The organism is Pseudomonas sp. G2-4 (assembly GCF_030064125.1).
In the GTDB taxonomy this organism is placed as follows: domain Bacteria; phylum Pseudomonadota; class Gammaproteobacteria; order Pseudomonadales; family Pseudomonadaceae; genus Aquipseudomonas.
Genome location: NZ_CP125957.1, coordinates 4,720,504 through 4,745,539, shown reverse-complemented (window position 1 = coordinate 4,745,539; position 25,036 = coordinate 4,720,504). Strand labels below are relative to the sequence as shown.

The 25,036-nt window shown below is 60.8% G+C and carries 22 protein-coding genes, 4 tRNA genes and 1 pseudogene; 18 read left to right on the top strand and 9 right to left on the bottom strand.

The window, feature by feature from the left end:
* Window positions 1–8: 8 nt before the first annotated feature.
* From fabA to QNH97_RS20650, 4 genes are all read right to left on the bottom strand, one after another.
* Window positions 9–524, bottom strand: coding sequence for a 3-hydroxyacyl-[acyl-carrier-protein] dehydratase FabA (fabA, locus tag QNH97_RS20665; RefSeq protein ID WP_024780603.1), 516 nt, complete (start codon window positions 522–524; stop codon window positions 9–11).
* Between the two features lie 236 nt (window positions 525–760).
* Window positions 761–2,662: an ATP-binding protein gene (locus tag QNH97_RS20660; protein WP_283553680.1), complete on the bottom strand. Its 1,902-nt coding sequence runs from the start codon at window positions 2,660–2,662 to the stop codon at window positions 761–763.
* The gene (locus QNH97_RS20655; RefSeq protein WP_283553679.1) at window positions 2,659–3,591 is read right to left on the bottom strand and encodes an ABC transporter substrate-binding protein; all 933 of its coding nucleotides are present in this window, start codon (window positions 3,589–3,591) and stop codon (window positions 2,659–2,661) included. Before QNH97_RS20655 ends, QNH97_RS20660 begins: the two co-directional genes overlap by 4 nt.
* Window positions 3,591–5,714: a TonB-dependent receptor plug domain-containing protein gene (locus QNH97_RS20650; protein WP_283553678.1), complete on the bottom strand. Its 2,124-nt coding sequence runs from the start codon at window positions 5,712–5,714 to the stop codon at window positions 3,591–3,593. The genes QNH97_RS20655 and QNH97_RS20650 overlap by 1 nt, the downstream gene beginning before the upstream one ends.
* Window positions 5,715–5,913: 199 nt before the next feature.
* Between QNH97_RS20650 and QNH97_RS20645 the strand changes: the two genes are divergently transcribed.
* From QNH97_RS20645 to QNH97_RS20610, 8 genes are all read left to right on the top strand, one after another.
* Window positions 5,914–6,939: an NAD(P)H-dependent glycerol-3-phosphate dehydrogenase gene (locus tag QNH97_RS20645; RefSeq protein WP_283553677.1), complete on the top strand. Its 1,026-nt coding sequence runs from the start codon at window positions 5,914–5,916 to the stop codon at window positions 6,937–6,939.
* 31 nt (window positions 6,940–6,970) lie between these two features.
* Window positions 6,971–7,318, top strand: coding sequence for a DUF4389 domain-containing protein (locus QNH97_RS20640; RefSeq protein ID WP_283553676.1), 348 nt, complete (start codon window positions 6,971–6,973; stop codon window positions 7,316–7,318).
* Window positions 7,315–7,767, top strand: coding sequence for a phosphohistidine phosphatase SixA (sixA, locus tag QNH97_RS20635; RefSeq protein WP_283553675.1), 453 nt, complete (start codon window positions 7,315–7,317; stop codon window positions 7,765–7,767). Before QNH97_RS20640 ends, sixA begins: the two co-directional genes overlap by 4 nt.
* Before the next feature lie 46 nt (window positions 7,768–7,813).
* A complete protein-coding gene (locus QNH97_RS20630) occupies window positions 7,814–8,257 on the top strand; it encodes a hotdog fold thioesterase (RefSeq protein WP_283553674.1) in 444 nt (147 codons plus the stop codon).
* A 309-nt stretch (window positions 8,258–8,566) separates the two neighbouring features.
* Entirely contained in the window at window positions 8,567–9,361 is a 795-nt protein-coding gene (locus QNH97_RS20625; protein ID WP_283553673.1) for an alpha/beta fold hydrolase, read from the top strand.
* The gene (locus tag QNH97_RS20620; RefSeq protein ID WP_283553672.1) at window positions 9,358–10,209 is read left to right on the top strand and encodes an alpha/beta hydrolase; all 852 of its coding nucleotides are present in this window, start codon (window positions 9,358–9,360) and stop codon (window positions 10,207–10,209) included. The genes QNH97_RS20625 and QNH97_RS20620 overlap by 4 nt, the downstream gene beginning before the upstream one ends.
* A gap of 129 nt (window positions 10,210–10,338) precedes the next feature.
* The gene (locus tag QNH97_RS20615) at window positions 10,339–11,157 is read left to right on the top strand and encodes a DUF4892 domain-containing protein (RefSeq protein ID WP_283553671.1); all 819 of its coding nucleotides are present in this window, start codon (window positions 10,339–10,341) and stop codon (window positions 11,155–11,157) included.
* Between the two features lie 62 nt (window positions 11,158–11,219).
* Window positions 11,220–12,257 (top strand): AI-2E family transporter, encoded by a 1,038-nt coding sequence (locus tag QNH97_RS20610; RefSeq protein WP_283553670.1) that lies wholly within the window; start codon window positions 11,220–11,222, stop codon window positions 12,255–12,257.
* A gap of 220 nt (window positions 12,258–12,477) precedes the next feature.
* Here the strand turns inward: QNH97_RS20610 and QNH97_RS20605 are convergent, their stop codons facing one another.
* Entirely contained in the window at window positions 12,478–13,524 is a 1,047-nt protein-coding gene (locus tag QNH97_RS20605) for a HAMP domain-containing sensor histidine kinase (RefSeq protein WP_283553669.1), read from the bottom strand.
* A complete protein-coding gene (locus QNH97_RS20600) occupies window positions 13,524–14,282 on the bottom strand; it encodes a response regulator (RefSeq protein ID WP_283553668.1) in 759 nt (252 codons plus the stop codon). The genes QNH97_RS20605 and QNH97_RS20600 overlap by 1 nt, the downstream gene beginning before the upstream one ends.
* A 291-nt stretch (window positions 14,283–14,573) precedes the next feature.
* Between QNH97_RS20600 and pyrF the strand changes: the two genes are divergently transcribed.
* Complete coding sequence (gene pyrF / locus QNH97_RS20595) at window positions 14,574–15,272, top strand: orotidine-5'-phosphate decarboxylase (RefSeq protein ID WP_283553667.1); 699 nt, start codon at window positions 14,574–14,576, stop codon at window positions 15,270–15,272.
* 159 nt (window positions 15,273–15,431) lie between these two features.
* On the opposite strand, the gene QNH97_RS20590 is transcribed toward pyrF, so the two are convergent.
* Window positions 15,432–16,436 carry an NADP-dependent oxidoreductase gene (locus tag QNH97_RS20590; RefSeq protein WP_283553666.1) on the bottom strand — a complete coding sequence of 335 codons (1,005 nt, stop codon included), beginning with the start codon at window positions 16,434–16,436 and terminating at the stop codon, window positions 15,432–15,434.
* A 226-nt stretch (window positions 16,437–16,662) separates the two neighbouring features.
* Here QNH97_RS20590 and QNH97_RS20585 point away from each other — a divergent pair, with 226 nt between their 5' ends.
* The 4 genes and pseudogenes from QNH97_RS20585 (at window position 16,663) to QNH97_RS29600 (ending at window position 21,101) form a co-directional block, all read left to right on the top strand.
* Window positions 16,663–17,424: an SDR family oxidoreductase gene (locus tag QNH97_RS20585; protein WP_283553665.1), complete on the top strand. Its 762-nt coding sequence runs from the start codon at window positions 16,663–16,665 to the stop codon at window positions 17,422–17,424.
* A gap of 205 nt (window positions 17,425–17,629) precedes the next feature.
* A complete protein-coding gene (locus tag QNH97_RS20580) occupies window positions 17,630–19,018 on the top strand; it encodes an aminotransferase-like domain-containing protein (protein WP_283553664.1) in 1,389 nt (462 codons plus the stop codon).
* Window positions 18,951–20,192: pseudogene (locus QNH97_RS29605) on the top strand (methyl-accepting chemotaxis protein); the annotation flags it as partial. The gene QNH97_RS20580 and the pseudogene QNH97_RS29605, both read left to right, overlap by 68 nt.
* A gap of 27 nt (window positions 20,193–20,219) precedes the next feature.
* Complete coding sequence (locus QNH97_RS29600) at window positions 20,220–21,101, top strand: methyl-accepting chemotaxis protein (protein WP_502944550.1); 882 nt, start codon at window positions 20,220–20,222, stop codon at window positions 21,099–21,101.
* A 184-nt stretch (window positions 21,102–21,285) separates the two neighbouring features.
* On the opposite strand, the gene QNH97_RS20570 is transcribed toward QNH97_RS29600, so the two are convergent.
* Window positions 21,286–22,044, bottom strand: coding sequence for a hypothetical protein (locus tag QNH97_RS20570; RefSeq protein WP_283553662.1), 759 nt, complete (start codon window positions 22,042–22,044; stop codon window positions 21,286–21,288).
* A gap of 373 nt (window positions 22,045–22,417) precedes the next feature.
* Here QNH97_RS20570 and QNH97_RS20565 point away from each other — a divergent pair.
* The 5 genes from QNH97_RS20565 to QNH97_RS20545 all read left to right on the top strand — a co-directional run bounded on the left by QNH97_RS20565 (window position 22,418) and on the right by QNH97_RS20545 (window position 23,745).
* Window positions 22,418–22,493 (top strand) — tRNA-Glu (locus QNH97_RS20565).
* 2 nt (window positions 22,494–22,495) lie between these two features.
* Window positions 22,496–22,571 (top strand) — tRNA-Gly (locus QNH97_RS20560).
* A 105-nt stretch (window positions 22,572–22,676) separates the two neighbouring features.
* A tRNA-Glu gene (locus QNH97_RS20555) sits at window positions 22,677–22,752 on the top strand.
* 3 nt (window positions 22,753–22,755) lie between these two features.
* A tRNA-Gly gene (locus QNH97_RS20550) sits at window positions 22,756–22,831 on the top strand.
* A gap of 281 nt (window positions 22,832–23,112) precedes the next feature.
* Entirely contained in the window at window positions 23,113–23,745 is a 633-nt protein-coding gene (locus tag QNH97_RS20545) for a LysE family translocator (protein WP_135846515.1), read from the top strand.
* A 10-nt stretch (window positions 23,746–23,755) separates the two neighbouring features.
* Here the strand turns inward: QNH97_RS20545 and QNH97_RS20540 are convergent, their stop codons facing one another.
* Window positions 23,756–25,012, bottom strand: coding sequence for an aminotransferase-like domain-containing protein (locus QNH97_RS20540; protein WP_283553661.1), 1,257 nt, complete (start codon window positions 25,010–25,012; stop codon window positions 23,756–23,758).
* Between the last annotated feature and the right edge of the window lie 24 nt (window positions 25,013–25,036).

The window sequence follows — 25,036 nt, the reverse complement described above, 5'->3', positions numbered from 1 at the left end:
GATAACCCTTAGAAGTTGTCAGTGGAGGTGAAAACGCCGACCCGAAGGCCTTCGGCGGTGTAGATCTCGCGACCGTCCACGGTCACCGAACCATCGGCAATGGCCATGTTCAGCTTGCCCTTGAGGACGCGTTTGATATGAATGTTATAGGTGATTTTCTTGGCGGTCGGCAGGACCTGACCAAAGAACTTCACTTCGCCTGAACCCAGGGCGCGACCGCGACCCGGCAGGCCTTGCCAGCCGAGGAAGAAACCGACCAGTTGCCACATGGCATCCAGGCCCAGGCAGCCCGGCATCACCGGATCACCCTCGAAATGGCAGGCGAAGAACCACAGGTCCGGATTGATATCCAGCTCGGCGACCAATTCACCTTTGCCGTACTTGCCACCCTCTTCGCTGATATGGGTGATGCGATCCACCATCAGCATGTTCGGGGCGGGCAGTTGCGCGTTACCTGGGCCGAACAGCTCACCGCGACTGCAGCGCAGCAGGTCTTCCCGAGTAAAGGCGTTTTGTTTGGTCATGCGAGCTCCTCAATAGTCCCATGCGGCAGGGTGGGGCAAATCTTCCCGGCCGATCGAAGCGTTCATGCCTCGAATCGACAGCCTACCCATAGACTATTGCGTTGTAGTGAAAGTCACAGCACACGGGAAATGAATGTACACCTGTGCACTGAAATTTTTATTCAAGCCCCAATCGAGGCTTGTTCGGGTGCCTAAGACTGCCGCACTTTCGCCTTTCACGCCAGTCACACCGGCCACTAATCCACCCAACGCTGCAGAATTTGCTGCAGGTCAACGCGTTTGAACGGCTTGGCCAGGTAATCGTTCATACCCGCTGCCAGGCAGGCTTCGCGGTCGCCCTGCAAGGCATTGGCGGTCAGGGCGATGATCGGCACGTCGCTGCAGCCGGGTAGCTGGCGGATCTGTCGCGTGGCTTCGTAGCCGTCGATGATGGGCAGTCGACAATCCATGAGGATCGCTTCGAAAATCAGGCTTTCGGCGCTGCGTACGGCCTGGGCGCCGTCGACGGCAACGCTGACCGTGAAGCCCAGGCTGCGCAGCATGGCTTCGATCACCGTCTGATTGACCGGGTTGTCCTCGACCAACAGCACGTTACGGCCTTCGCCTTCGCCACTGCGGCTCGACAGGCGTGGCACCAGGGGCGGTGGGATCTGCCGCGACCGGGCCAGCGGAATTTCGAGGGTGAATACTGAGCCCAGGCCTTCGTCACTCTGGGCCCGCAGCGTGCCACCCATGCGTTCGGCCAGGGTGCGGGCGATCGGCAGGCCCAGGCCGGTGCCACCGTAACGCCGGGAGATCGAACTGTCGGCTTGCTGGAAGGCGTCGAACATGCGCTCCAGGCTCTCGACCGGAATGCCAATGCCGCTGTCACGCACCGTGCAGGTGAACCACAACAATTCGTGATCCAGGGCCTGCCATTGGCACTGCACGGTGACCTGACCTTGCTCGGTGAATTTCAGCGCGTTGCCGATCAGGTTCACCAGGATCTGCCGGATCCGCGTCGGATCGCCTTGGACCTGCAAGGCTTGCATGTCGTCGGGGATCAGCAGGTCCAGGCCCAGTTTGCGTTGCGCGGCGCTGTGCTGGAACGACTGGGCGCAACTGCCCACCAGCTCCGCCAGATTGAACGGGATGTGTTCCAGCTCCAGGGCCGAGCGCTCGATGCGCGAAAAGTCGAGGATGTCGTTGATGACTTTCAGCAGGTGCTCGGTGGATTCGGACGCCAGCGCCGTGTACTCATGCTGCTCGTCGGTCATCCGGGTGGTTTCCAGCAATTGCAGCATGCCCAGTACGCCGTTCATGGGCGTGCGCAGTTCATGGCTCATCATCGCCAGGAACTCGGACTTGGCGCTGTTGGCCTTTTCCGCTTCTTCCCGGGTCTTGATCAGTTGCGCCATGGCCTGGTGTTGTTCACGGCTGGCTTGCTCGAGCCCATCGGCCAGGTTGTTGATGTGCCGCGACAGGGCCCCCAGTTCGCCTTCGTCGACGATGGGCAGCGGCGTGCTGTAGTCGCCTTGCTGGATCGCCTTGACCGCGTTGCCGATGTCGCGGATCGGACGGGACAGGTTCGAGGCCAGGCGACGCGCCACCAGAAAGGTAAACAGCAAGGCGAACAGCGCCAGGATGGCAGCCTTGAACAAAATTTCCTGCTGCCGCTGGCTAAAGGCGTCACTGGACATGCCAACGATCACGCGGCCCAGGTAATCCTCACCGGGGACCTCAGTGGGAGCGCTGTCGCCTTGCAGGAAATCATTATTCAGGGCAATGCGTTGCAGACGAACCGGGGCCTGGAACACTTCGACCTGTTGGGAGTGGTCGTCGGTGGGTTCGGATTGCTCGACGTATACCAGCGCCCGGTTCGTGCGGTCCTGAATCTCCAGAAAACGCACGTGGGGAGTCGCCAGGGTGGCAGTCAGCAGGCTTTCCAGTACCTCCTTGTTGCCGGAAATCACCCCGTATTCCGTGGCCGGAGCCAGTTGATTGGCGATCAGTTGCCCGGTGTGATTGAGCTCCTGGCGCAAGTCCTGGATCCGCACGAAAGTAAAGAAGCTGATCAACAGTACGGTCAGCAGCAACGCCGGGCCGAGGGCGATGAGCTGGGTGCGGGTATTGATGTCCCAACGGCGACGCAAGGTCATGGGCGGTGTTCTCCTTCGGCCAACGTTGCAGCGACGGATTCGGCATCAATCGGTTCGAGCCCCAGTGAGCGGGTGACCTGGCGGTTGCTCAAGACCTTGAAACGGGGCGGATACAGGGTGCGTGGCCAGGTGGCGGCGGGGCGGTCGAGCAGCTCGTCGAGAATCGCCAGCCAATCGTCCTGATCGCTGTAGGTGCTGGCCAGGCTGCCGGCCTTGACGAACGCGGCGCTTGGTCCGATCAGCGCACGTTGCCGGGCGTAGCTGCTGAGCAAGAGGTTTTTCACGGTCTTGGGGTTGTACAGGTCGGGGTCGTCGAGGCCCAACAGCACATCGCTCTGGCCCAGCAGGTTTTGCAGGGGGCGGCTGTCGCTGGTGTCGTCCCAGCGCTCGGCGACGATTTCCAGGCCGAGCGGTATGGCTGCCTGGCGCAGTTCCTTGAGCAAAAATTCACTGTGCCTGTTGAACAACACGCCGACCCGCCGCACTTGCGGCAGGACCGTACGGATCAGCCGCAGTTGCCGCACCATGGGTGGGTCGCTCCAAAGCAGGCTAAGGTGATCGGGCGTTGCGTCGCCCAAGCGGTCCCGGGCTTGCTGGCGACTGATGCGCAGCACCAGAGTGGCCGGTCCGCGGGCGTCTTGCAGGCGCCAGTCGAGGCTGGGCAGGTCCAGCAGGACCAGACGGACACTGCTTGGCAACTTGTCCGGCGCCGGCAGGTCCGCCAGCGGGGTGAACCGCACAGTGTCCTCGGGACGCAGGGCCTTGAGGGCCTGGGTGAAGGACTTGACGCCGGGGCTGTCCTCGACGCCGGTCAGCAGAATCTCGGCGGCGCGGGCCTCTACCGTCACCAGCAGCCCTGCAAACACCAGGCATAGTGCAAGCGCCAGGCGGCCATGAAATGGCGTCTTGCGTAGTCGGCCCCGGGCCACTAGAAGGACAACTCCGCGCTGAAATACAGAACATGACGGGAGTCGTAGCGGTTGTCGACGAAGGTGGTGGGCTGATTGTCGAGGCGTTGTTGCAGGACACCCGCCAGCTCCAGGTTGGCCTTGCCCAGCGGGATGCGTCGGGCTAGGCGGGTGTCGACCCGTTCGAAGCTATAGCCGTTAAGGGCATCGGCGGCGTAATAGAAGACCGAGCTGTTCCAGCCCCGGCCCCAGTCCCGCAGCCAGCCGGCCGAACCACTGTTGCGGGCGGTCAGTTGTTCGTCGAGAGGATTGCTGGCCGAGGCATCGACGTAGGCGTAGGTCAGGCGCAGGCGGTCGGCGCTGGTCATTCGCCAGTCGACCTGGGTTTCGGCCCCGGAGAATTGCGATTCGTTGCTGTTGCTGGCGATGTACTGATTGTTGCGCAGTGGTTCGCTGATCATGCCGGTGATTTCGTCATGGAACAGCTTCACATCGACCGTCAGGCCCAACTTCATGAAATAGCCGTTGTAGCCCAATTCCCGGGAGCGCATGTGCTCTTGTTCCAGGTTCCCCGGGCCACGGGTCTGGACAAAGTAACGGGCGCTGCGCTGGCCGAAGGCGGTGGGCTGCAGGTTGGTGACCTGATAGCTCCAGTTGACGTTGTTCTCGAACATGTCCGGGGAGCGCACGGCTTCGGAATACACCGCTCGCAGGCCTTGGCGCGGGGTGATCAGGTAGTTGACCGCCACCCGAGGGGTCAGCGAGCTTCCGGTCAGGCGCGTGTCTTCTAACATCGCGCCGCCCTGCAACAGCCAGTGTTCACTGGCTCGCCATTCGAACTGGCCGAACAGCCGCCAGGTCGTGTCGTCCAGCGTGCCGTTGAAGTACGTCTCGGAGTTCGCCCGGTCGTAGCGGTAATTCGCCCCGGTGACCAGGCGCAGGCTGTCGGACAGGCTCAGGGTGTCCTGGATCTCCAGATCGTAGCGCGACTCTCGGGCGCTTTGGTCGATGTCCCCGCACAGGGTTTGCGAGGCGCCGTTGCGCCACTGGTCGAGCACCTGATTGGCCAGCGCCTGTTCCTGTGGCGTGCCGGGCGGCGCGCCCGTGCTGGTGAAGCTGGGGATATTGCGTGCCAGCTTCTCGGCGTAGTTGGGATTGAGCAGCCACAGGTCGGTCAGTTGCGGGCTGAAGGACACCTCGGCATCGCAGGCGCGCCAGGTCTGCTGGCGATCCCAGTGCTGGATCGAGCCTTGTACATAAAGGCTGTGGTTGGGGTCCAGGTCCAGGTTCCAGCGTAGCGAACCGGCGTAATCCTTGGCGATGACGTCGGAATTGTCGCCGGCGGCTGTAATCCCGGCGAACACCGGATGGTAGGTATAGGGCCGTTGATTGGTCCCGTCCTTGGCGTTCAATTGCCAGTCGATGCTCTGCTGCTCGTTCAACGTCTGACTGACGGACAGGTTGAAGCGGTTGAGGCGACGACTGTCGCGGTAATCGGCGTCATTGCGGTCGCTGTCAAAGCCGTCGTCTTCCTGGCCAGACAGCGACAGCCGGAGGTCGCCGCCTTCCCAGCCACTGCCCTGGCTGGCGTACCAGTCGCTGATGCCCCGCTGGCCCCGGGTGATTTTCAGCCGGGTGCCGTGGCTGTCGGCGGGGGCGCGGGTGATGATGTTGACCACCGCCATCAGCGCATTGGCGCCGTAGCTGACGGTGTTGGGCCCGCGGAAGACTTCGATCCGGTCGATGTCTTCCATGGCCACCGGAATATCGCTCCAGTCCACCGTGGCCAGGCCGGCGCGGTACACCGAGCGGCCATCGATCAGCACCTGCATGCGTCGGGCTTCGCTGGCGTTGGTGCCGTGGTAGTTCACGGCGGCCTGGTTGCCGCTGATATTGCCGACCATCATGCCCGGCACCAGGCGCAGCACTTCGCTGATGTCCCGGGCGCCGCTGGCCTTGATCAGTTCGCTGTCGAGTACGGTCATGCTGCCCGGCACCGCAGCCGGCGATTGCTTCAGGCGCGTGGCCGTCAACACTTGGGGCAGGGGTTGGCTGTCCACGAACAAGTCGTCGGCCAGCACTGGCGGGCTGATGATCAGCGCCAATAGCAGTGACGAACCTGGACGGGAAGGGCCAACGAACACGGCACAGCCTTTGAAAACGAAGGAATGGCGGGCATGTTAACTGAGCTGAACGACTTTTCCATTCACGTTGACAGCATTTTCCTAGGAATTGATGGTCAGCTTCCTACAGCTGGCAGTAATTGTTGCCGGGGCTGGTCGCGATCCGGCCGCTCCGTATAATGCCCCGCATTGCCACTTGGTATGGATGAACGGATTGCATATGACTGAACAGCGCCCGATTGCGGTCCTGGGAGGCGGGAGTTTCGGTACCGCCGTGGCGAACCTGCTGGCTGAGAATGGTCACCCGGTACGCCAATGGATGCGTGACCCTGAGCAGGCCGAGGCCATCCGGGTCAATCGCGAGAACCCGCGTTACCTCAAGGGCATCAAGATCCGCCCGGAAGTGGAGCCGGTCACCGACTTGCAGGCGACTCTGCAGGGCAGCGATCTGTTTTTCGTCGCGTTGCCGTCCAGTGCCTTGCGCTCGGTATTGGCACCCTATGCCGAATGCTTGAGCGGCAAGCTGCTCGTGAGCCTGACCAAGGGCATCGAGGCCCAGACTTTCAAGCTGATGAGCGAGATTCTCGAGGAAATTGCGCCCAAGGCTCGAATCGGTGTGATTTCCGGCCCGAATCTGGCGCGGGAGATCGCCGAGCACGCCTTGACCGCCACCGTGATCGCCAGTGAAGACGAAGAACTGTGCCAGCGGGTCCAGGCCGCGCTTCATGGCCGCACCTTTCGGGTCTACGCCAGCGCCGACCGTTTCGGTGTGGAATTGGGCGGGGCACTGAAGAATGTCTATGCGATCATCGCCGGCATGGCCGTAGCGCTGGGAATGGGGGAAAACACCAAGAGCATGCTGATCACCCGGGCGCTGGCGGAAATGACCCGTTTTGCCGTCAGCCAGGGCGCCAATCCGATGACTTTCCTGGGGTTGGCCGGCGTGGGCGATCTGATCGTCACGTGTTCCTCGCCCAAGAGCCGCAACTACCAGGTCGGTTTCGCCCTGGGCCAGGGGCTGAGCCTGGACGAGGCGGTGTCGCGCCTGGGCGAAGTGGCCGAAGGGGTAAACACCCTCAAGGTGCTCAAGGCCAAGTCCCAGGAGGCTGGCGTGTACATGCCGCTGGTCGCCGGGCTGCATGCGATCCTGTTCGAAGGGCGCACGCTGGAACAGGTGATCGAATTGTTGATGCGTGGCGAACCGAAGACCGACGTCGATTTCATTTCCACCAGTGGTTTCAACTGAGCCTCTATTTGACCGTAAGCAGGAGCGAACCATGAACGATCCGAAAGGGCAGCCGCAATACGAATCCATCCTTCTGCGTGTGCTGTGGATGGTGATTTATCTGTTGGTCTGGCAGGTGGCGCAATTCATCCTCGGTGCCGTGGTGCTGGTGCAACTGATTTATCGGTTGATCTACGGCGCACCCAGTGCCAGCCTGATGAACTTCGGCGACAGCCTGAGTCAGTTCCTGGCCCAGATCGGCCGGTTCGGCACCTTCCACAGCGACCAGAAACCTTGGCCGTTCGCTGACTGGCCGACCCCACGCACTCCAGAGGGGGAAGCGCCTCACGTCGTCGCACCCGCGCCGCATCCGGTCCAGGACGAGGAGCCGAAGCTATGAAATTGTGGGTACTGCGCCATGGTGAAGCCGAGCCACATGGCAGCCGTCCAGACCCTGAGCGGGCCCTGACTGTCCACGGTCGCGAAGAAGTGTTGGGCAGTGCCGCGCAGTTGATCGGCCAGCCGCTGACCGCCATTTATGCCAGCCCTTACCTGCGCGCCCAGCAGACCGCGCAGCTGGTACGCGAAGCCCTGGGTTTCGAACCGGAGTTGAAAACGGTCGACTGGCTGACACCGGATACCCGGCCGCAAACAGTCCTGGAGCATCTCGATGATCTGGACGATGTGCTGCTGGTCAGCCACAACCCATTGGTGGGCAGCCTGCTGGGCTTGCTGCAACACGGTCATCTGCAACAACCCGAGCAAGTGCAGACGGCTGGCCTGGCGGAGCTGGAAGGTGACCTGCCATTGGCTGGGGCGATGTCACTCAAGGGTATCAAGCACCCCTAGGCCGGCCAGGATTGAACACAATAAAAACCACAAAGGAACGACAGCGATGAGTCTGTGGCGAACCACTCCCAACATTGAGCAATTGAACGCCGCTGGAAAAAACACCATCAGCGAAGTGCTGGACATCCGTTTCGAATCCTTTGACGACGAGTCCCTGACCGCCAGCATGGTGGTCGATCACCGCACTCACCAGCCATTCGGCCTGCTGCACGGCGGTGCGTCGGTGGTGCTGGCTGAAACGGTCGGATCCATGGCCGCCTATCTGTGCGTGGACGCCAGCAAATTCTATTGCGTGGGCCTGGAAATCAATGCCAACCACCTACGCGGTGTGCGCAGCGGCCGGGTGACTGCCACGGCCCGGATGGTTCACCTGGGCCGCACCACCCAGGTCTGGGATATTCGCCTGACCAATGACGACGGCAAGGTCAACTGTGTGTCGCGCCTGACCATGGCGGTGGTGCCGCTGGGTGAGCAACCGCCGGGGCGGTGAAACCGGTTGCATTTTTTGTCTGGTGCAAGGCTCTTGTGGCGAGGGAGCTTGCTCCCGCTGGGTCGCGAAGCGGCCCCAAACCCACCGACTCGATCAACCTGAGTCACCGAGTCGCCTGGTTTTGGGCCTGCTACGCAGGCCAGCGGGAGCAAGCTCCCTCGCCACAGGGGTACGGACCGTAGGTCCTGTGGCGCATGCCATAACCCCATCGCCCAACCACGACTGTCATCATTCCTGTCAGTTACGGTCATTGCCGTGCCGTCGGGTAATGCGCAGAATCGATCCCAGTACCCCAATGGATCGGCCGTCATGTCGCAACAGGTGTTTTTCGCCCACGCCAATGGTTTTCCCTCGGCCACCTACGGCAAGTTGTTCGCCGCGCTGGCGCCCCAGTACGCGGTTGCGCATTTGGAACTGCACGGCCATGACCCGCGTTTTCCGGCGGATGATAACTGGAACAACCTGGTGGACGAGCTCATCCATCATCTGGAACAGCAATCGGAGCCGGTGTGGGGCGTCGGTCATTCCCTGGGCGGCGTACTGCACCTGCACGCCGCGTTGCGCTCCCCCCAGTTGTATCGGGGCGTGGTCATGCTCGATTCGCCGGTGCTGACCCGTGCCGACCAATGGGTGATCCTGGCCGCCAAGCGCCTGGGATTCATCGACCGCCTGACGCCGGCCGGCCGGACGCTGGGGCGGCGCGAGGAGTTTGCCGACCTGGAAGCGGCCCGGCAGTATTTTGCCGGCAAGACCCTGTTCCGTGGTTTTGACCCGGAATGCTTCGACGCCTATCTGCAACATGGCCTCCAGCAAGTCGGCGACCGCTTGCGGCTGCGCTTCGATCCGGCCACGGAAATCAGCATCTACCGCGGTGTGCCGCACACCAGCCCGGGGCGGGCCGGTAAGCTCAAAGTGCCGCTGGCGGTGGTGCGTGGCCAGCAGAGTCGCGTGGTAATGCGTCATCACACCCATTCGGTGGGGCGCATGCCCCATGGTGAATCCCTGAGCTTGCCCGGCGGTCATATGTTCCCCCTGGAGCGTCCTCAAGACACGGCCAATCTGCTCAAGGAGCTGCTTCGGCGCTGGGAGGCGGACGGCGCATGAGTGTGGTCGAAGAAGTCCGCCTGAACCTGCCTCACATCGAACTTGCGGCCCACCTGTTCGGGCCGCAAGAGGGCCGTCCGGTGATTGCCTTGCATGGCTGGCTGGACAACGCCAACAGCTTCGCCCGACTGGCCCCTCGGCTGGAGGGCCTGCGGGTGATTGCCCTGGACATGGCCGGGCACGGTCATTCCGGGCATCGGCCGCCCGGCGCCGGCTACGCGCTGTGGGACTATGCCCATGATGTGTTGCAGGTCGCCGAACAACTGGGCTTGAAGCGTTTCGCCCTGTTGGGGCATTCCATGGGCGCGATCGTCTCGTTGGTGCTGGCCGGCTCTTTGCCGGAACGGGTGACGCACCTGGGGTTGATAGACGGGATCATTCCTCCCACAGCCAAAGGCGATAATGCTGCCGAACGCATGGGCATGGCCTTGCAAGCCCAGTTGGACTTGCAGCAAAAACGCAAACCCGTCTACAAAACCCTCGACCGGGCTATCGAAGCCCGTATGAAAGGTTTGGTGGCGGTCAGCCGCGAGGCCGCGGAGTTGCTGGCCCAGCGCGGCTTGATGCCGGTGCCCGGGGGCTATACCTGGCGCACTGACAACCGCCTGACCTTGCCATCGCCGCTGCGCCTGACCGATGAACAGGCCATGGCCTTCGTGGCGCGTGTCGGTTGTCCAGCGCACCTGGTGGTGGCAGCCGACGGTATGCTCGCCCAGCACCCGGAGTTGCTGGAGCGTCTACCCTTCAGTCATGAGCGGTTGCCCGGTGGCCATCATTTGCACTTGAACGACGAGGTCGGTGCCGCGCTTGTAGCAGACTGTTTCAATCGGTTCTTCACCGTTCCTTGACTTGCGCCGGGTAACTGTCGAGGCTGGGCGGGTTGAAAGGGAGACAACCATGACAGATCTCTGTTTACCCGCCTCGTGGCGCCTGGACGACACCCGTTTCGTCCAAGAAACCCAGGCCAAGCCTATCCGATGAAATTATCCGTTCATTCACTCGCCCTGCTGGCGCTGGCTTGCGTCAGCCCGGCGTCGTTCGCCGTCGATGTGCCCGGCAGTCACGATCTGGAGCGTGTGCCACGCATGCCCGATGCGCAGATCGTCGATTACCGGCAAACCAGCGACTTGGAACGTGTCTACCCCATGGGCTCGATCCGCAGGATCAGCGGCCAGTTACGCTTCGACGGCCAGGTCGATGCCCGTGGCAATGTCACGTCGGTCACCTATGAACTGCCGCCGGAACACTCCGCCACTCAAGCTTTTACCGAGGCTCGCGAAGCCTTGCAGAAGCAGGGCGCCGAGCTGCTGTTCTGGTGCCAGGCCCGCGATTGCGGCGAAAGCAGCCTGTGGGCCAACGAAGTATTCGGCAATTCCAAACTCTACGGTGCCGACAATGGTCAGGCCTATCTGCTGTTGCGCCTGGCACCGCCGGCGGACAACACGCTGATTGCGCTTTACGGCATCACGCGCGGCAACCGCAAGGCCTACCTGCATGTCGAGCAGTTCGAGTCGAACGCAGCGTTGGGCGACTTACTGCCGACCTCGGCCACGTTGTTGCGTCAGCTCAAGGACACCGGTGCACTGGACTTGCCGCGTCTTGCCGGTAAGCCAGACGACACTTGGTTGCGCCTGCTGTCCCGGGCGCTGAACCTGGACACCGGCCTTCGAGTCAGTATCGCCGGCCCCGAGGCCGAGGCCTGGCGTCAGGCTTTGATTGACCAGGGCGTCCGCGCGGCGCGGATGGAGGCGGCCAGTGGCGAAGTGGCGGGCCTGCACCTTGAGTTGCTGCGATAAGCTGTTTCGGGTGATGGGCCTGACGCCGTTACCCGGGCCTTGTTCATTTTTCGAGACCTTACATGCTCAATAACGATCGGCTGTTGGTGCAGATCCTGCTCCTGGTGTTGTTCGGTGCCAGCCTCTGGGTGATGGCACCGTTCTGGTCGGCGCTGTTCTGGGGGGCGGTGCTGGCTTTTGCCAGTTGGCCGCTGATGCGCCTGCTGACCCGCTGGGTCAATGGGCGTGAATCCCTGGCGGCGGCGCTGCTGACGGTGGGCTGGATGTTGCTGGTGGCGGTGCCACTGGTATGGCTCGGTTTCAACCTGGCTGACCATGTGCGCGATGCCACGGCATTCATCAAGGACGTCCAGGTCGACGGTCTGCCTGAAGCCCCGACCTGGTTGGCCGGCGTGCCCTTGGTGGGCGGACGGTTGGTGGGCATCTGGAACAGCATCGACCAGCAGGGTGCGGCGCTGATGGTGTCCGCACGGCCCTACCTGGGGCAGGTCGGCAACTGGCTGCTGGCCCGCAGTGCGCAGATCGGCGGCGGTATTCTCGAGCTGACCCTGAGTATTGTGTTCGTGTTCTTCTTCTACCGGGACGGTCCACGATTGGCGGTGTTCGTCCACGGGTTGCTGGAGCGCCTGATCGGCGACCGTGCCGGTTACTACATCGAGCTGGTGGCCGGTACGGTGCAACGGGTGGTCAACGGCGTGATCGGCACCGCGGCAGCCCAGGCCGTGCTGGCGCTGATCGGCTTCCTGATTGCGGGCGTACCGGGTGCGCTGGTACTGGGCATCGTCACTTTCCTGCTCAGCCTGATCCCGATGGGCCCGCCGCTGGTGTGGATCCCCGCCACCGCCTGGCTGGCGTGGAAGGGGGAATACGGCATGGCGGTGTTCCTGGGCATCTGGGGCACCTTCATCATCAGCGGCGTGGACAACGTGCTCAAGCCGTACCTGATCAGCCGAGGAGGAAACCTGCCGTTGGTGATCGTGTTGCTGGGGGTGTTTGGCGGGTTGATCGCCTTCGGTTTCATTGGCCTGTTCATCGGCCCGACTTTGCTGGCGGTGGCGTACAGCTTGTTGACGGACTGGAGCAAAAGCCAGGCGCGGTAGACGTGGCAAACCTGTGGCGAGGGAGCTTGCTCCCGCTGGGGTGCGAAGCAGCCCTGAACCCAGGCGCCGCGGTGTATCAGGTGAATCGAGGTGATTGGTTTGGGCGCGCTTCGCACCCCAGCGGGAGCAAGCTCCCTCGCCACAGGGGCATCGTCGACCAATCAGCCGCGAACCTGGCTCGCGAAGGGCCTGTCTCGGCCCGGGCATTGCGCCGTAGGATTCAGGTACGAGGCAGTGTGATCACCGCAGTCAACCCACCCCCAGGCGTTTCCTCCAGGCTCAACTGCCCACCCAGGCGTTCGGCTGCGTCCCGGGCGATGGTCATGCCCAGGCCGACGCCGCCGGAATTGCGGTTGCGCGAGCCTTCCAGGCGGAGGAAGGGTTCGAATACAGCTTCGCGTTTGTCCGCCGCAATACCGGGGCCGTGGTCGATGACGCGGATCAGTACCTGGTGCCCCTGGTCTTCGAGGGTGATCAAAGCATGGCCGGCATAGCGCAGGGCATTGTCCATGAGGTTGTTGATGCATGAGCGCAGCGCCATCGGTTGCACCAGCAGTGGGGCGCAGAAACCGCTGGCCTGCACGTCGGCGCCCTGGTCCTGGGCGTTTTCGCTCAGCGATTCCACCAAGGCCTGCACGTCCATCCATTGCAACGCTTCGCTGGTGCGCTGTTCATGCAGATAGGTGAGGGTGGCATCGAGCATGCCGATCATATCGTCCAGGTCCTGGCGCATCTGCCCTTGCAGCTTGAGGTCGTCGATCTGCTCCAGGCGCAGCTTGAGCCGCGAAAGGGGAGTGCGCAGGTCATGGGACACCGCGCCGAGCATGCGAGAGCGTTGCTGCACCTGCTCGCGAATCCGTTGCTGCATCAGGTTGAACGTATGGGCGGCTTGCCGTGCCTCCCGAGGGCCGTTTTCATCCAGTGGCGGGCTGTCGAGGTTTTCGCTCAGGCGCTCGGCGGCATCGCTCAGGCGCTGGATCGGTCGGGTCAGCAGTTTGGCGCCGTACCAGGCGGCGGCGATCAAGAGCACGAACTGAAATGTCAGCGGCACTACGGGGCCGCCGAACCAGGGGCGCGGAGGGCGGTTGGGGCGCGGGCCAAAGGGTGGCGGTCCTTCGCCTTGCCGGGCAAATTCCGGTGGTGGCCCCGGAGGGGGGGGCTGGTCGTAGTGAAAAAACCAGGCAAAGGCCAGCAGATGCGCCAGGACAATCGCCAACAACAACACGCCAAACAGGCGGCCGAACAGGGAGTCGAGGCGCAGTTGCATCAGCCAATGTCCCGGGCGTCGAACAGATAGCCTTCACCACGCACGGTCTTGATCAGTTGCGGTGCCTTTGGATCGTCGCCCAGTTTCTGCCGCAGACGCGAGACCAGTAGATCGATGCTGCGGTCGAACGCCTCGATGGAGCGTCCACGGGCGGCGTCCAGCAGTTGTTCGCGGCTGAGCACCCGGCGCGGTCGCTCGATGAAGACCCACAACAGGCGGAACTCGGCGTTGGACAGGGGTACCACCAACCCATCGGCGGAGATCAGTTGGCGCAGTACGCTGTTGAGCCGCCAGTTGTCGAAGCGAACATTGGCGCGCTGTTCGGTGCGGTCGTCACGCACCCGGCGCAGGATCGTCTGGATCCGCGCCACCAGCTCCCTGGGTTCGAAAGGTTTGGCCATGTAGTCGTCGGCGCCCAACTCCAGGCCAATGATGCGATCAGTGGGTTCACACCGGGCGGTGAGCATCAGGATCGGGATGTCCGATTCGGCGCGCAGCCAGCGACACAGTTGCAAGCCATCTTCACCCGGCAGCATCAGATCAAGCACGACCACGTCGAAATGCTCGGCCTGCATCGCCCGGCGCATGGCCGCGCCATCGGTCACGCCGCTGGCGCGTATGCTGAAGCGGGCCAAGTAATCGATCAACAGTTCGCGGAGCGGCACATCGTCGTCAACGATCAGTGCGCGGGTGGTCCAGCGTTTGTCATCGTCGGGCGCTTTTTGATCGTCAGAATTGGCAACAGGGGTGTTCTGCATGGATGCATCATCTGCCAGGTAGGCTGCCAACCGCAAAGAAGGCGGCGAGGTTGAGGCTTCAGCATAGGCTTCGTGCCACGAGGCGTGAAGCGCTGAAAGGACGGGGTTGCGGCCGCGGAAGGTAGCGTGCTGGCGTGTTGCAGGCATGTCGTGAGTGTATCGGCTTCGACACAATGGACGGTATCGTCCATGCTGCTCTGGACGCGATGAGATTTACCGATCATCGGGTCCCGCACCGGCGCTGGTTCCGCTACAATGCGCGCCGATTTCGACTTGCCTGAGAGCCCGCTCATGTCCGCCTGCCAGACGCCCATCATCGTCGCCCTGGATTTCCCTACCCGTGACGCCGCCCTGAAGCTGGCCGACCAGTTGGACCCCAAGCTCTGCCGGGTCAAAGTCGGCAAGGAGCTGTTCACCAGCTGCGCTTCGGAGATCGTTGGCACCCTGCGTGACAAAGGGTTCGAGGTGTTCCTGGACCTGAAATTCCACGATATCCCCAACACCACCGCCATGGCCGTCAAGGCTGCTGCGGAGATGGGCGTATGGATGGTCAATGTGCATTGCTCCGGCGGCCTGCGCATGATGGCGGCCTGCCGTGAAGTGCTGGATCAGCGCAGTGGCCCGCAACCCTTGCTGATTGGCGTGACCGTGCTGACCAGCATGGAGCGCGAGGACCTGGCCGGGATCGGCCTGGACATCGAGCCTCAGGAGCAGGTGCTGCGGCTGGCGGCGCTGGCGCAGAAGGCCGGCCTGGACGGTCTGGTCTGTTCGGCCCTGGAGGCCAGCGCGCTGAAAGCGGCGCACCCGTCGCTGCAACTGGTGACCCCGGGCATTCGTCCAGCGGGCAGCGCCCAGGACGATCAGCGGCGCATCCTCACCCCGCGCCAGGCGCTGGACGCCGGTTCCGATTACCTGGTGATCGGCCGTCCGATCAGCCAGGCAGCCGATCCGGCCAAGGCGTTGGCTGAGGTCGTGGCTGAACTGGCCTGACCTGACACCGACAATCCTTAATGTGGGAGCGAGCTTGCTCGCGATAGCGGTATGTCAGTCAATATCAATGTTGACTGACACGGCCCCCATCGCGAGCAAGCTCGCTCCCACAGTCGTTTTGTGCCAGGCCTTGAGCCTCAGATCCCACAGTTGTTTGGGTCAGACCTTCAATACCAACTTCCCGAAATTTTCCCCACTGAACAATTTGGTCAGTGTCTCGGGGAACGTCTCCAGTCCTTCGACGATGTCTTCCTTGCTCTTGAGCTGCCCTTTGGCCATCCAGCCGGCCATTTCCTGCCCGGCGGCGGCGAACTGCGCCGCGTAGTCCATGACCACGAAACCTTCCATGCGTGCCCGGTTGACCAGCAGCGACAGGTAGTTGGCGGGGCCTTTCACCGCCTCCTTGTTGTTGTACTGGCTGATGGCGCCGCAGATCACCACACGGGCCTTGAGGTTCAAGCGACTGAGCACGGCATCCAGGATGTCGCCGCCGACGTTATCGAAATACACATCCACGCCTTTGGGGCATTCGCGCTTGAGGCCGGCGTGGACGTCTTCGCTCTTGTAGTCGATGGCGCCGTCGAAGCCCAGTTCATCGATCAGGAACTTACATTTGTCGGCGCCACCGGCGATGCCCACCACACGACAGTCTTTGATCTTGGCGATCTGCCCGGCGATGCTGCCCACCGCGCCGGCGGCGCCCGACAGCACCACGGTCTCGCCGGCTTTGGGCGCGCCCACATCCAGCAGGGCGAAGTAGGCGGTCATGCCAGTCATGCCCAGCGCAGACAAATAACGGGGTAGCGGCGCCAGTTTCGGATCGACCTTGTAGAAACCTCTTGGCTCGCCAAGGAAATAATCCTGCACGCCCAGCGCACCGTTAACGTAGTCCCCGACGGCGAACCCCGGGTTGTTCGAAGCGATCACCTGGCCGACACCCAGCGCTCGCATCACTTCACCGAGGCCGACTGGCGGAATATAAGACTTGCCTTCGTTCATCCAGCCACGCATCGCCGGGTCCAGGGACAAGTATTCGTTCTTAACCAGGATCTGACCGGCTGCCGGCTCGCCGACCGGTACTTGTTGATAGGTGAAAGTTTCACGGGTCGCGGCGCCCACCGGGCGTTTGGCGAGCAGGAACTGGCGATTGGTCTGGGCAGTCATGACTGGCACTCAAGATGAATGAAGCCTTGTTGATAGACCTTCGAAACGTTTGCCGCAAGGTTTGCCGATGCAGCGAATGCTCTTCGATCCAACACAGTGATAGTTCTGCCGGTGGCCTTATCACTGGCGCCCATGAGTGCTCAAACGGCAGTTGGATAGTGCTGCCGCGGCATCGGCACCTGTGACTAGACTGGCGTCATCCCCCGCATTCTTCGAGGAATTGACAATGAGCATGACGTTTTCCGGACAGGTCGCCGTGGTTACCGGCGCAGCTGCGGGCATTGGCCGCGCCACGGCCCAGGCGTTCGCGGCAGAGGGCCTGCAGGTGGTGGTGGCCGACCTGGACGTGGCGGGCGGCGAGGGCACGGTGCAGTTGATTCGTGAGACGGGCGGGGAGGCAGTGTTCGTGCGCTGCAACGTGACCCTGGAAAGCGATGTGCAGAATTTGATGCGCGAGGTGATCAAGACTTACGGTCGTCTCGATTACGCCTTCAACAACGCTGGGATCGAGATCGAAAAGGGCAAGCTGGCCGACGGCACTCTTGATGAGTTCGACGCGATCATGGGCGTCAATGTGAAGGGTGTCTGGCTGTGCATGAAATACCAATTGCCATTGCTGCTGGCCCAGGGCGGTGGAGCCATCGTCAATACGGCTTCGGTGGCCGGCCTGGGGGCGGCGCCGAAGATGAGCATCTACGCGGCCTCCAAGCACGCCGTGATCGGCCTGACCAAGTCGGCGGCCATCGAATACGCGAAGAAAAAAATCCGCGTGAATGCGGTTTGTCCGGCGGTGATCGACACTGACATGTTCCGTCGGGCTTATGAGGCGGACCCGAAAAAAGGCGAGTTCGCCAACGCCATGCACCCGGTGGGGCGTATCGGCAAGGTCGAGGAAATCGCCAGCGCTGTGCTGTACTTGTGCAGCGATGGCGCGGCCTTCACCACGGGCCATTCCCTGGCGGTGGACGGTGGCGTCACGGCGTTCTGAGGGCAGGCAACTCAGTTTGTAGGACGAAGCCCGCGCTGGTTGCGGGCTTTTTCTTGGGCGGCGAAAAACTCCCCGGGCCAGGCGATCAATGTGTTTCAAAGAGTGAGAATCAGCTGTTTTGGGGATGTTGTCGTACATCGTCTGACGGCGGCCTGTGCTTAACTGTTTCCGGAAAGAAAACAAACGCTTAGGAGCTTGGTTACTCATGGAATTGAGAATCGACCGACAGGCCTTGGTGCCCGTCGTGCAGCAGATTGTCGACGCGCTGGCGGGCTGGATCCGACAGGATGCGGTGCAACCGGGAACCCGGTTGCCATCCATCCGGCAATTGGCGCGGGAGAATCTGCTCAGTCAATCCAGTGTCAGTGAAGCGTGCGAACGCCTGGTTGCCCAAGGGCTGTTGGCGTCCCGTCATGGCTCACGTTTTTTTGTTGCCCCGTCACCTTCGCCCAGGCACGAGTCCATCGACGAAAACCGCTCGCAAGACGCGCTGCCAATCCACGGGCATTTGACCGACAGCTCGCCGTGGGCATTGAAGTTGGGGGGTGGCGGGCTACCCGAAAGCTGGCGTGAAAGCGATGACCTGGGTTACGCGATCCGTCAGGTCACCCGTACCGATATGGCGGGGCTGTTCAACTACAGTACGCCGTTGGGGTTGCCGGCCTTGCGTGAACAACTGTCCCGTCGCCTGAAGCAGCGCAATATCGACGCCGACAAAAACCTGATCCTGACCACGACTGGCGCCACCCATGGCCTGGACCTGATTGTACGGACGCTGTTGCAGCCGGGATGCTGCGTCGTGGTGGAGAGCCCCGGCTATTCGAAGCTGTTCGACCTGCTCAGGTTGCATAGAATCGACATGCTCGAACTGCCCAGGACGCCGCGTGGCCCGGACGTCGATGCGCTGCAGTCCCTCCTGGCGACTCACCGACCCAGTGCCTTGTTCGTCAACAGCGCCTGCCACAACCCCACTGGCAGCAGCCTTGCGCCGGCTGTGGCCCAGCGGTTGCTAGAACTGACGAAAAAACACGCGATGCTGGTGATCGAAGACGATGTCTATGCCGATTTCCAGAGTTCAGCGCGGACCCGGCTGGCAGCGCTGGATGCCGACGTGGTCTACCTGGGCAGTTTCTCGAAAACCTTGAGCAGTTCGTTACGAGTCGGCTTTGTGGCGGCCGGGCCGTCCATCATTGCGCGTCTGAGCGAGGTCAAGGGCATTACCAGTATGGGCGGGTCGCGGTTCTGTGAGTCGGTGCTTGCCAGCCTGTTGGCCAATGGTGCTTATCGCAAACTGGTGCAACGCCAGCGGCAACGCCTGAATAGTGATATGACCGCTGTGTTGCAAGTGCTTGAAGATGCCGACTGGGAAGTCTTTGGCAAACCGGTCGGCGGACTATTCATCTGGGCACGTCCACCCATATGTGACTACGCTGCATTACAACGCTTGGCCAAGCGGTTCAGCGTGCAGTTGTCTTCGCGTACTGCCTTCAGCCCCTCGGGTGCCAGCAGTGATTGGTTACGGATCAATGTGGCCTATGCCCTGGACCCCAGGGCGCAAGCGTTCTTCCGGGCCTCGGCTCTGGATCGACCTTGAGTGTCCTGAAAACGACGCGGCTGTAGCTTTTTGCCATTATTCCGACGCCGGCATCTTGTGCTGCGGGGCGTCTCGTTGCGAATCTGCATCAACACACACTGGCAGAGGACTGAGCGCAATGATTTCGGCCGTGCAAGGAAGTTTTGCCAACCTGGGTATGGCAAAGAAACTGGGCATCGGGTTCGTCCTGGTGCTGCTGCTAACTGCGGTGGTCGCAGCCATTGGAGTCTGGTCTCTACAGACCATCAGCCATCGTTTTGAGGGGTTGAAGCAGATGTCCTCCCTCAACGGCGGGTTACTCAAGGTCCGGCTCCTTGAGCAGGAGTACGCCTTGCGCTCCGATCCTAAAACCGCCGATGCCTTGCGTAAGGGTGTCGATGGGTTGATTGCTCTGGCAAACGAGCTTAAGGCGCAATCGTCTGCCAATGTCCCGGTGATGAGTGACGTGGAGCAGGCGCTGGCGGCCTATCGCAAAGCATTCGACGAGTTTGTCGGGTTGAGCCAGAGCAAGGACCTTGCGCTGGAGATGGCCAGTTGGTCGGTGTCCAGTGTCGCCAATAACCTGGATGTGCTGCAGGCAGGTCTGGCGGATGATGGTGCCTATAACTTGAAAGAGTCCCAAGGCAAGGAGGGCGCCGAGTTTATCGAGCAGGCCAACCAGATCAGCGAAGTGTCGCGGTTGATGCTGCAGGCCATGAACGAAGCGCGGGTCCGTCTGGACCAGAGCCGCAAGGGCAGTGAGGAGGCCGGGCAGGGCACTATTGAACAGGCCGAGCAGGCCATGACACAGGCTGAAGCACTCAAGACCACCGTTACGGACCCGGGTTACCAGACCGTGCTTAACGAAGTGGCTGGGCACATTGCTGGGTTCAACCAGCAACTGGCCGAATACACCGACCTGTTGGCCAAGGAAAAAGTCGTCTACCAGCAACTGCACGAGCGTGCCGCCCAAGTCGTGGAGCGGGTTGACCAAGCCTATGGTGCCGAAGACGGTGCGATGCGCAGCGAGCTGAAAAAGAATTCCCTGCTGATCATCGGTTCGTCGGCCCTGGCGCTGTTGGTGGGGTTGATCGCGGCCTGGGTCATTACCCGGCTGATCGTTGCACCGCTGCGTAGCGTGATTCGCGTCGCGCAGCAGATCGCTTCGGGTGACTTGAGCGCAACGGTCGAAGTGACGCGCCGGGACGAAATTGGCCAGTTGATGCTGGCGATGCAACAGATGGGCGCGGGCCTGAGCAGTATTGTCAGTGGCTTGCAGGCGGGGATTGAACAGTTGGCCAATTCGGCCCAATCGCTGTCGACCGTGACTGAACAAACCAACTTGGAAGTCAGCAGCCAGAAAGAAGAAACCGAGCAGGTCGCTACGGCCATGAACCAGATGACCGCCACTGTGCACGACGTGGCGCGCAATGCCGAAGAAGCGGCCCAAGCGGCCCAGACCGCCGACGATAAAGTCGAGAGCGGCCAGCAGGTGGTCCGTCAGAGCATGGTGCGCATCGAACAGTTGGCTGATTCGGCCACGTCGGCCAGTACCAGCATCGAAAGTCTCAGCGCCGAGATCCAGAACATCGGCACCGTGCTGAGTGTGATCAAGAGCGTGGCCGAGCAAACCAACTTGCTGGCGCTCAATGCTGCCATCGAAGCCGCTCGGGCCGGAGAGCAGGGCCGCGGCTTTGCTGTGGTGGCTGATGAAGTACGAGCCCTGGCCAGGCGCACGCAACAGTCCACCGAGGAAATCGAGCGCTTGGTCAGCGCCTTGCGCTCAGCGGCCCAGACCTCCGTGCAGCAGATCCAGAGCAGTGGCGAGCTGGTGAAAATGGCGGTCAGCGATGCACTGCAGACCGAAAGCGCGCTGGGCAGCATTGCGGCGGCGGTGTCGTTGATCCAACAGATGAACCAGCAGATCGCGGCGGCGGCCGAGCAGCAGAGTTCGGTTGCCGAAGAGATCAACCGCAGCGTCACCAGCATTCGGGCCAGCGCCGACCAATCCTCCCTGGCAATGCGGGGCAACGCCGCGTCCAGCATAGAACTGGCGCAGTTGGGCGTTAAACTGAAGGGGATGGTGGGGCATTTCAGGTTGTGAACCGTCAAGGGTTCGATACACAACCTGTGGCGAGGGAGCTTGCTCCCGCTGGGCTGCGCAGCAGCCCCAAAACCAGACAACTCGGTGTGTCAGGAAGATTGCGTTCACTTCTTTTAGGGCTGCTACGCAGCCCAGCGGGAGCAAGCTCCCTCGCCACGCAATGGGGTTCTATCCGGCTGAGTTCTCAGTCGTAGACCTTCTTCTTCTTCCAGTCCGCGTCCGCTTCGTCTTCCTTGAGCCCCTCGGTCAACTGGTTGACTTCGCCCTCCACGGGTTGGGTCTTGGCCAGGACCATGGAGTTGGCGCGAGCCAGGAGTTTCTCCAGGTAGGCCAGTTGTTCGGCGTAGACCTGTGGTTCCTGTTGTTTGCGCAGGTACTGCACGCCGCGTTCGAACGCCAGGCGGGCCTGCCCCGGTTGTTCTTGTTGCAAGGCTTGTTGGCCGAGGTTGTTGAAGAACTCGATGTGCAGCAGGACCAGGATGTGCCGCACTTCGCGGATCCAGCGCTTGGCTTCGTTGGCTGGCAGAAAGCCGTCCTGGGCGGCGCGAGTGATCTGGCCGTGCATGGCCTCGAGCAGAAACCGTACGTCCTTGGCCTTGGCTTCGGTCTGGATCGGTGCCGGCGGGTTGTTCACCGGGATCGATTCGCCCTGGGCGGCCAATGCGTTCAGTTCATCAAGGCGCACCTTGATCGCGGTATTGGTTTTCTCCAGGTTCAACAAGCGCTGGCAAACGTTGAGCTCAAGGCGCGTCATCAGCAACTTCAGGGCCGGGGTCATCAACTGGCCGGGAAAGGTTTCGGTGATCTCGCCACAACGACGCAGGCGGTCGTTGAGTTCAACCTTGGTGCGGGCCTTTTCCAGCTTGTTGTTTTCCACCACATGGTTCATGTAGCCAATGGCGATCAACAGTGCGATCCCGGCTACGACGAGCAGGGTGATCATGAGTGGTGTCACCGGTAAGACCTCTTTAATGGGATGCGCATGTGATGAGTGTAGTGGCTTGGCTTTTAAGCGCATAGGCCCGTGCAACGACATTAGACGGGCGTCGTGCTACTTATATGAAACACGACGGGGATGGATGCACATTGCCACTATTTGTCGGGCGCGACTATAACGTCTTGGCGGACGGCAGAATATAGGCGTCAGGGATCGGACGGGCAAAAATTGCGAAACCACCCTAAACCGGGCGAAGTCATTGATTTAAATAAATTTATATCTGGGGGTTGACGACCCCCCAATCCATCCATAGAATGCGCGCCACTTACAGCGTAAAGCACTCAGCTAAACGCCATTAAGTAGTGAATGCTGTACGTGTGTCCCCTTCGTCTAGTGGCCTAGGACACCGCCCTTTCACGGCGGTAACAGGGGTTCGAGTCCCCTAGGGGACGCCAATGCGGGAATAGCTCAGTTGGTAGAGCACGACCTTGCCAAGGTCGGGGTCGCGAGTTCGAGTCTCGTTTCCCGCTCCAATTTTAAACAGTGTTGCTTTCGGGCAAGACTGAGTGAAACCAGAATCGATATCTTCGGGTACGGATCTGGGCACTGGAACACACACCATGTGTTCCGGGCAGCGTGTCCCCTTCGTCTAGTGGCCTAGGACACCGCCCTTTCACGGCGGTAACAGGGGTTCGAGTCCCCTAGGGGACGCCATTTGCGGGAATAGCTCAGTTGGTAGAGCACGACCTTGCCAAGGTCGGGGTCGCGAGTTCGAGTCTCGTTTCCCGCTCCAAATTCAAAAAAACGCCGCTCATTGAGCGGCGTTTTTTTATGCGCGTGAAAAACTCAGTTCAATCCTCAGGGTGTAGAGGGTCGGTCTCCGTGAACCTCCAACAAGCAATTTGCGTGGATTGTTCTGTCTGAGCGTCGGGGTGTTGCTTTGCCTTAATAATGAAGGCGGAATGAAAGTACTTCATGCAAAACTGAGGGATATGGCGTGACGAAGATTAATAATTAATTTCTAAAAAAATGCACTTCTCCTAACCTTTCAGTACCCATTCAGGAGGTGCATTTATGTTGATTTTCGTTAAATCAATGGTCATCGGGCTTTGCATTGCAGCGCCCGTGGGACCCATTGGGCTGTTGTGCATACAGAGAAGTCTCATGCTCGGCTGGAGAGCCGGTTTCGCGACAGGGTTGGGGGCGGCCACCGCTGATTCGATCTATGGATTTATTGGGGCTTTGGGTGTCACGGCCATCATCGCAACGCTCATTAGCTTTAAACCATGGTTGTGCATTTTCGGCGGGGTATTCCTCGCCTACATTGGTTATCAAACGATACGATCGAAGGGCGGCGCAACCGCCATGGCGGGTGAGCGTGCCAACATGTTCAAAGCCTACTCGACCACGCTGTTCTTGACCCTGTCGAACCCCATGACGATCTTATCGTTTATCGCGATATTCGCCGCGCTGAGTGACGGCATGGTCAGTGATCAAAGCAGTCAGCACTCAGTGCTGCCCATGGTGACAGGTATCTTTCTGGGCTCGGCTGCCTGGTGGCTCGGACTGAGCGGCTTCTCCTCCATTTTCAAGGCCAGGATCGCCCAATCAAAGCTCAAGTTGATCAACTACCTTTCTGGGGCAACCATCACGATTCTGGGCGCCTACCAAGTAGCCACTGGCGTCATGCTGGCCACGGCAGCGTAAGAGGGTTGTTTCAGGGCATTTTAAACTCAACGTATGCCCTGAAACGGTCTATTGCCTGTGTGACCTCGGACGCTGTCGCATTACTAAACGACAGCCTCACCTGGGTAACCGCGTCGTTCGTCAGTGAGAACAAGGAAGTGGGAAACACAATGACTTTGAAGTCACTGGCGCATTCGCACATTTCAGAATATCCAAAGACGAAAGGCAGGTGCACATTGATGAAGAAGCCGCCTGCCGGATGATTCCAGGCGATCGCTCTTCGGGCATCAGCCTTGAGTTGGAATTGCCGCTCAAGGCATTTAATCATGTGGTCTCTTTTGTCTGTGTAAGACAACACTCTGGGTTGGTTCAACCCTTTCAGCGAATAATGGTTCTCAATCAGTAACCCTGCGACAACAGCCTGGCACAGGGCGGGGGTATTGACCGTGACCAGGCTTTTGGCCTTACACAGCCGGGTGCTGAAGGGCATAACCCCGTCGCCTTCTGGGGCGACCACATAGCCCATGCGCAAGCCCGGAAAAATCGATTTTGAAAATGAGCCCAGCAGGAACACTCGGCTGCTGTTGATCGACTTCATCGACGGAATTTTCTCTCCCTCGTATCTGAAGTAGCTGTAGGCAGTATCCTCGAGGATGAAAAAATCCATTTCCTTGGCTAAACGCAGCATCGCTCGCCTGTCGTGATAGGAAAGGCTGTCAGCGGTGGGGTTGCTGAAATCCGCAATCGCATACAGTGCTTTGATTTTTTCCCCTCTGGATTCAAGGTCTTCAGCTACCTTGCGCAGGGCAGTGGGGTTGAGAAAGATAGCCATGGGCACGGGTAGGATTTTTATTCTTAGCAGTTTTGCAATTCCCGTAATCCCGGAAAACACCGGGTCCGGCACTAATAAAATACCGCCGCCCTCAAAGATGGATAAGAGCGTCAACGTGCAAGCTTCTTGAAAGCCCATGCACACCACAATGCTTTCAGGGTTAAGAACTTTTATCCCTTCATCCACCTGCAAATAGTCGGCAAGGATGTCATTGATGATTCCAGCGGTTTTTCCATATTGGCAAAGCAGTGTTGCAAGTGACTGCTCAGCACTGGCGACGTGCTGTTGGTAACGGGTCAACCCCTTGTCGATGAGCGCGGGGTCGCACTGCTCATCATCCGGCCGACCTGAAGCCAGGGAAATGGCTTCCGGGTTTTCCTGGGCAATGGAGTTTAGAAGGTGGATAACGTTCAGAATGGGGTCTTCGAATATCGTGTTTTCGAATGCGCTGGACAATTTCGCTGCTCCATTAAAAAAAGC

Bases quoted from the DNA above. Each gene is read 5' to 3' on its own strand.
- QNH97_RS20645 (WP_283553677.1), top strand. From the start codon at position 5,914: ATGACTGAACAGCGCCCGATTGCGGTCCTGGGAGGCGGGAGTTTCGGT.
- QNH97_RS29600 (WP_502944550.1), top strand. From the start codon at position 20,220: ATGCTGGCGATGCAACAGATGGGCGCGGGCCTGAGCAGTATTGTCAGT.
- pyrF (WP_283553667.1), top strand. From the start codon at position 14,574: ATGTCCGCCTGCCAGACGCCCATCATCGTCGCCCTGGATTTCCCTACC.
- QNH97_RS20545 (WP_135846515.1), top strand. From the start codon at position 23,113: ATGTTGATTTTCGTTAAATCAATGGTCATCGGGCTTTGCATTGCAGCG.
- QNH97_RS20620 (WP_283553672.1), top strand. From the start codon at position 9,358: ATGAGTGTGGTCGAAGAAGTCCGCCTGAACCTGCCTCACATCGAACTT.
- QNH97_RS20600 (WP_283553668.1), bottom strand. From the start codon at position 14,282: ATGCAGAACACCCCTGTTGCCAATTCTGACGATCAAAAAGCGCCCGAC.
- QNH97_RS20660 (WP_283553680.1), bottom strand. From the start codon at position 2,662: ATGACCTTGCGTCGCCGTTGGGACATCAATACCCGCACCCAGCTCATC.
- fabA (WP_024780603.1), bottom strand. From the start codon at position 524: ATGACCAAACAAAACGCCTTTACTCGGGAAGACCTGCTGCGCTGCAGT.
- QNH97_RS20630 (WP_283553674.1), top strand. From the start codon at position 7,814: ATGAGTCTGTGGCGAACCACTCCCAACATTGAGCAATTGAACGCCGCT.
- QNH97_RS20580 (WP_283553664.1), top strand. From the start codon at position 17,630: ATGGAATTGAGAATCGACCGACAGGCCTTGGTGCCCGTCGTGCAGCAG.
- QNH97_RS20590 (WP_283553666.1), bottom strand. From the start codon at position 16,436: ATGACTGCCCAGACCAATCGCCAGTTCCTGCTCGCCAAACGCCCGGTG.
- QNH97_RS20585 (WP_283553665.1), top strand. From the start codon at position 16,663: ATGAGCATGACGTTTTCCGGACAGGTCGCCGTGGTTACCGGCGCAGCT.
- QNH97_RS20625 (WP_283553673.1), top strand. From the start codon at position 8,567: ATGTCGCAACAGGTGTTTTTCGCCCACGCCAATGGTTTTCCCTCGGCC.
- QNH97_RS20640 (WP_283553676.1), top strand. From the start codon at position 6,971: ATGAACGATCCGAAAGGGCAGCCGCAATACGAATCCATCCTTCTGCGT.
- sixA (WP_283553675.1), top strand. From the start codon at position 7,315: ATGAAATTGTGGGTACTGCGCCATGGTGAAGCCGAGCCACATGGCAGC.
- QNH97_RS20610 (WP_283553670.1), top strand. From the start codon at position 11,220: ATGCTCAATAACGATCGGCTGTTGGTGCAGATCCTGCTCCTGGTGTTG.
- QNH97_RS20615 (WP_283553671.1), top strand. From the start codon at position 10,339: ATGAAATTATCCGTTCATTCACTCGCCCTGCTGGCGCTGGCTTGCGTC.
- QNH97_RS20605 (WP_283553669.1), bottom strand. From the start codon at position 13,524: ATGCAACTGCGCCTCGACTCCCTGTTCGGCCGCCTGTTTGGCGTGTTG.
- QNH97_RS20570 (WP_283553662.1), bottom strand. From the start codon at position 22,044: ATGATCACCCTGCTCGTCGTAGCCGGGATCGCACTGTTGATCGCCATT.